The sequence below is a fragment of the Streptococcus sp. C150 genome (assembly GCF_000187445.1).
In the GTDB taxonomy this organism is placed as follows: Bacteria; Bacillota; Bacilli; order Lactobacillales; family Streptococcaceae; genus Streptococcus; species Streptococcus raffinosi.
Map to the genome: position 1 here is coordinate 1,114,078 of NZ_GL698449.1, position 5,996 is coordinate 1,120,073.

General features: G+C 40.6%; 2 protein-coding genes and 1 pseudogene. 1 reads left to right on the forward strand and 2 read right to left on the reverse strand.

What is annotated here, in order from left to right; translation table 11 throughout:
- Positions 1–2,935 (reverse strand): accessory Sec-dependent serine-rich glycoprotein adhesin (locus HMPREF0848_RS10720; protein WP_037608969.1); only part of this gene is annotated, 2,935 nt, incomplete at its 3' end.
- Positions 2,936–3,372: 437 nt separating this feature from the next.
- The gene (locus HMPREF0848_RS05095) at positions 3,373–5,400 is read right to left on the reverse strand and encodes a MucBP domain-containing protein (RefSeq protein ID WP_037608971.1); all 2,028 of its coding nucleotides are present in this window, start codon (positions 5,398–5,400) and stop codon (positions 3,373–3,375) included.
- Positions 5,401–5,548: 148 nt separating this feature from the next.
- On the opposite strand from HMPREF0848_RS05095, the pseudogene HMPREF0848_RS10930 reads away from it, so the two are divergent.
- Positions 5,549–5,996 (forward strand): annotated as a pseudogene (locus HMPREF0848_RS10930) (hypothetical protein); the annotation flags it as partial.

Consider the following 5,996-nt stretch of genomic DNA (forward strand, 5'->3'; position numbering starts at 1 on the left):
TTTCTGACGCTGAAAGCGAATTGGATAGAGACTGTGACTCAGACACCGAAGCACTCTCTGATGCCGAAATAGAATTTGACTCGGATTGTGACTCACTTACTGAAGCACTTTCTGATGCTGAAAGCGAGTTGGACTCGGATTGAGATGTGCTCACTGACGCACTCTCTGAAGCCGAAAGCGAATTGGATAAAGACTGTGACTCAGACACTGATGCACTCTCTGACGATGAAAGCGAGTTAGATTCTGACTGTGATTCAGACACGGACGCACTTTCTGACGCTGAAAGGGAATTGGATTCTGACTGTGATTCAGACACGGACGCACTTTCTGACGCTGAAAGGGAATTGGATTCAGACTGTGACTCAGATACCGACGCACTTTCTGACGCTGAAAGGGAATTGGATTCTGACTGTGATTCAGATACCGACGCACTTTCTGACGATGAGAGTGAATTTGACAAAGACTGTGATTCAGACACTGATGCACTCTCTGACGATGAAAGGGAATTTGACAAAGACTGTGATTCAGACACTGATGCACTCTCTGACGCTGATAGCGAGTTAGATTCTGACTGTGATTCACTTACTGAAGCACTTTCTGACGCTGATAGCGAGTTAGATTCTGACTGTGATTCACTTACTGAAGCACTTTCTGACGCTGATAGCGAATTTGATTCTGACTGTGATTCAGACACTGAAGCACTCTCTGACGCTGAAAGCGAATTAGATTCTGACTGTGATTCACTTACTGATGCACTTTCTGACGCTGAAAGCTTGTTGGATTCGGACGCAGATACTGATGCTGACTCAGACTTTCTCAATGATTCTGATTTCCGTTCACTCGTTGAAGCGGATTCGGATTCCCTTAAAGATTCCGATTCAGACTTAACAATGCTCTCACGTGTGCTTTCTGAGAGCGATGTAGAAGTTGATAGGCTTTCACTTTGTTTAATCTTATGGAATGAATAGGTGATTCCTTGACTACCTTCAAGGACTCTAACTGTGTTATCTGAAACAAAACCTTTTGCTGTCGCAACATTAGTTGCCCTCAACTCATAACCATCAATGCTGAGATAGGATGACAGATTCACCGTTGTTCCAGCTTCTTCTTGAATCAAGACTTCATCTTTACCTGGAATTTCCTCACCAGTGTCTGCATCAATAAATTTTACCGTTACATAGGCCCCTCTTGCAGAATAGTCAAATCTTTCAAGATTAAATTGTTGTAAGTTTGTTCCTGAACCCGTTGAAGCAAAGAGGGCAAAGGCCAACTCTTCTTGCCCAGATCTTTGACCAGTTGTAGCACGACTGGCATTCAAATAGCTTTGAATATTCTTAGACCAAGTTTGACCGGCATAAGTTACTGTCATAACTTTGGTCGAACCGTTATATGAAACAACATAGTCTTTAAGCGTATTATCGGTTGGAAGTGTCTGTAATTTTTCAGCACTAATTGTATCTGTTGTAGCTACCCCAGTATTTGACGTAGTAACAAAGGCCCCAAAAGCTGAGTTTCTAACTTTTGCAGGATCTGCGTTAGCATACTGACTGCTATTAGGCTGAGACGTATTATGCCAAGTATCCAATTTAAATCCAAAGGAACGTTTAAGGTTTGTTCCTCCCATACCAAGACTGGCACCAGAACCATTTCCATTGGCATTACCGATTTCACCGATTTTACCCGTCGAAAAGATAGCCGCAATACCGTCACCACCATAGTGTCCAGCAGAACTATTACCCTCGTAGGCATCACCAAGGTTGATTTTACCTGTTAAGGTGAAACTTTCATTCATATCCACCTTGGTTTTAAGGGTATAAGCACCTGCTTGTCCACCGGTATTTTGAGTCAAGGTCACCGTTCCATCATTGAGACTTGCTGTTCCAGTGGTTTTGAAATAACTTGCTTGGTTTTTATTCGTAACAATAAGATTTGCTTTTTGCTTATAGGTAGCCTCACCAAGTGACGCATTAGTGTCATAAGCACCTCTAGCCACAGCATCCAACTGTGCAGTAACTGCTGCAACACCGTTAACTACTGAATTACCAGTAAAACCTGCATTTGTAATCTTAGTCATCAGCCCCTCAACGGCGTTACCAAGACGTTCACGTTGTTCTGCATAAGCAGCATTTGTTGCTGATGCAGCAAGCAATGTTGTTGATTTAGTGACTTCTTCTTGAACTGTTGTGATAGCTGTTTGAATTTCAGCTTTGGCAGCTGTGTCTGTTAATTTTGCTTGGTAATCTTTAGCAATATTAACGAGCAATTCTGCTTCTGAAACGTTTTGATCCAAGATCGTTTTTTCATCTTCTTGAGTCGCTGTTTCTGATGCAGTCGCTACTGTTGAAGTTGCTGATTCTGAATGTGAAGCTGAACCACTTGTGCTTTCAGTATGTGACTGAATAGCGGAGGTTGACCGCTCTTTGCTAAGTGATACAGATTCAGAAATAGATTGTGATAATTCTGTTGATACAGATTGTGACAATGATACTGAAGCATCTGTGCTTGCTTGAATGTCAACTGAAGAGCTTGTAGACTCTTGACTAGTTGATGGTGCTACTGAAGCTTCCGATGTTGGAGCTGCACTCAAGACAACAGACTCAGAATTGGCTGTTACATCATGATTTCCAGTTAATTGACTCTCTAAGGCCGGTGTTGCCGTTTCTTCGGCTTGAGCAGTGTAAGTAGCTACTGCACCACCTGCCACCGCACCTGCTGCTGCAATCCCTTTAAGAAGGGCTTGACCTGAGATAAGAGGTGTTTTCTCCTCAACACTTTGCGCTGAAACTGACGGTGCGTCTGCGCCACCTTTAACAACTTTGAAAAGTCCAAAGTTTGATGTCGCTGCACGAAGCCATTGCTTCCCTGATTTGATTAATTTAAAACGAGTCACACGATCTGTTTCGCGATATTCCCCTTCGTTTCTTCTAAAAAACATATCTGCTCCATTCTAGATGTTAGTGTAAAAACACGTAGTTAAATTTTATCACAAAATTGTTGTAAGTTCTAATTTTTTGTCATATATTCCTTAAATAAAATTGCAAACACTTCATTCAATTAACACCTTAAAGACATTGATTTCACACTATTTTCAGTCATTCACTAGTTTATAAAATGAAATTTAAAGATTTCTTGAAATTCTAGAGAGATAATTTCTTTCTTTAACAGTATTGCCTTTCAAGATAGGCTTGATTACGCTAAATAGCAGACAAATTCTAATCCTTTAGGTTAATCTCATAATCACAAAAAGACACACTCCAATTTGGAATGTGTCTTTTTAGAACGAAGCCAATCGGCTTATTCTTTCTTAAGAGTAGTTAGTGTTTTATTAGGACTAGTCACTCAAAAGTTTTAGGGAGGTAAGTCGAGGAAATATTATTCCTCAGTTTTTTTGCGTTTTGCCGCAAGAGCCAAGCCAGATGCAGTTGCAAGCAAACCTAGAGCTGCTGTAGCAGCTACGTTAGACTCTTCACCAGTATTTGGCAATTGTGTCATTTCTGAAGCTGGTTTAGCTGGAGTTACAGGAGCTGCTTTAGCTGGAGCTTTAGGAGCTGGATCAACTGGTTTAGCTGGAGTTGGTTGTTCAGGTTTACCAGGAGTTGGTGTCACTGGTTTTTCTGGAGTTGTATCGACAAGTTTGTAAACGTAAGTAACGTTCTTATCACCTTCGATAACTTTACCAGTTACTGGGTCAGTTGTAGTCAAGTGACCATCACCATCAACTTTACCTACTGGATAGTTACCTTGTGGTACCAATTCATAGACTTTACCATCTGCAGTAACGATTGTCTTAGGACGGTTATCGATTACTGTATCATAATGTTTACCTACTGGTTGCTTAGATTCATCTGTAACAGATTGTTTGATTGTGTTACCATTTTCATCTACGTAGTGAACATATACATTACCCTTAGGTTGTGCTGGTTGTTCTTTGAGTTTGTAGATGTAAGTAACATCTTTACGTCCTTCAACAACTTTACCTGTTGTAGCGTCTGATGACTCAAGGTGACCTTGTCCATCAACCTTACCTACAGTGTAGTTACCAGCTGGAACCAATTCATATGTCTTACCATTGTATTTGATTTCTTTTGGACGGTTATCTACAACTGTATCGTAGTCTTTGTCGACTGGTTGATCTTTTTCATCAGTAACGTCAGTCTTGATTGTGTTACCTTCAGTATCTTTATAGTGAACGTAAACGTCACCTTTCACTTCTTTATAAACATAAGTGACGATTGAACGAGGTTTCTCAACTTTACCTTTAGTTGGGTCAGAAGATTCAAGGTGTCCATCCTTATCAACTTTACCTACTGGGTAATCACCTTTTGGTACGATCTTGTATGTCTTACCATCTGGAGTCTTGATAGTCTTAGGTTTTTCACCTTTCTCAGTTGTGTTATATGGAGTGTCATATGGTGAGTTTGGTGTGTCTTGACGAGGTTTCTTGATTTCCTTACCTTTTTCGTTTACGTAAGTGATGATGACGTCACCTTCTTTAGGTTTCGTTGGATCTTCTTTAAGTTTATAAACGTAAGTAACGTTCTTATCACCTTCGACAACTTTACCTGTTGTAGCATCATCACCTGTCCAGTGACCTTGTTCGTCTACTTTACCTACTTTGTAGTTACCAGCTGGTACCAATTCGTATGTCTTACCTTGGAATTCGATTTCTTTTGGACGGTTGTCAATAACTGTGTCGTAGTCTTTACCAACTGGTTGAGCCAATTCATCAGTTACTGTATCTTTAATGATATTACCTTCAGTATCTACGTAGTGAACGTATACATTACCCTTAGGTTGTGCTGGTTGTTCTTTGAGTTGGTATACGTAAGTAACATTCTTATCACCTTCGATGACTTTACCTGTTGTAGCATCATCACCATTCCAGTGACCTTGTTCATCTACTTTACCTACTTTGTAGTTACCAGCTGGTACCAATTCGTATGTCTTACCTTGGAATTCGATTTCTTTTGGACGGTTGTCAATAACTGTGTCGTAGTCTTTATCAACTGGTTGATCTTTTTCATCAGTCACATCGTCTTTAATCTTGTTACCATTAACATCAACATAGTGAACGTAAACATTACCCTTCACTTCTTTATAAACGTAAGTGATTGTTGATTTAGGTTTATCAACTTTACCTTTAATTGGATCTGATGATTCAAGGTGTCCGTTACCGTCAACTTTACCTACTGGGTAGTCACCTTTTGGTACGATCTTGTATGTCTTACCATCTGGAGTCTTAATTGTGTTAGGTTTTTCACCTTCCTCAGTTGTGTTATATGGTGTGTCATATGGTGAGTTTGGTGTATCTTGACGAGGTTTTTGAATTTCTTTACCATCATTTTCACGGATGTAAGTGATGATAACTTCACCAACTTTAGGAGTTTCACTTTCAGACAATGATTGAGAAACTGATACAGATGTAGATTCTGAGCTAGAAAGTGATTCTGAAACTGAAGTTGATGTAGAAGCTGAAACTGAAAGACTAGCAGATGCAGAGTATGATTCAGAAGCTGATACTGATTCAGATACAGAAGTTGATTCTGAAGTGCTTGCTGATTCTGATGCAGAAACTGACTCAGAGGCGCTTACGGATTCTGATGCAGATACTGAAGCTGATGTACTTGCTGATTCTGATGCAGAGGCTGACTCAGACGCACTTACTGATTCTGATGCAGATACTGAAGCTGATGTGCTTGCTGATTCTGATGCAGAGGCTGAAGCTGATACGCTTGCTGATTCTGATGCAGATGCTGATTCAGACGCACTTACTGATTCTGATGCAGATACTGAAGCTGATGTGCTTGCTGATTCTGATGCAGAGGCTGAAGCTGATGTGCTTGCTGATTCTGATGCAGAGGCTGACTCAGACGCACTTACTGATTCTGATGCAGAGGCTGAAGCTGATACGCTTGCTGATTCTGATGCAGAGGCTGAAGCTGATGTGCTTACTGATTCTGATGCAGAGGCTGACTCAGACGCACTTACTGATTCTG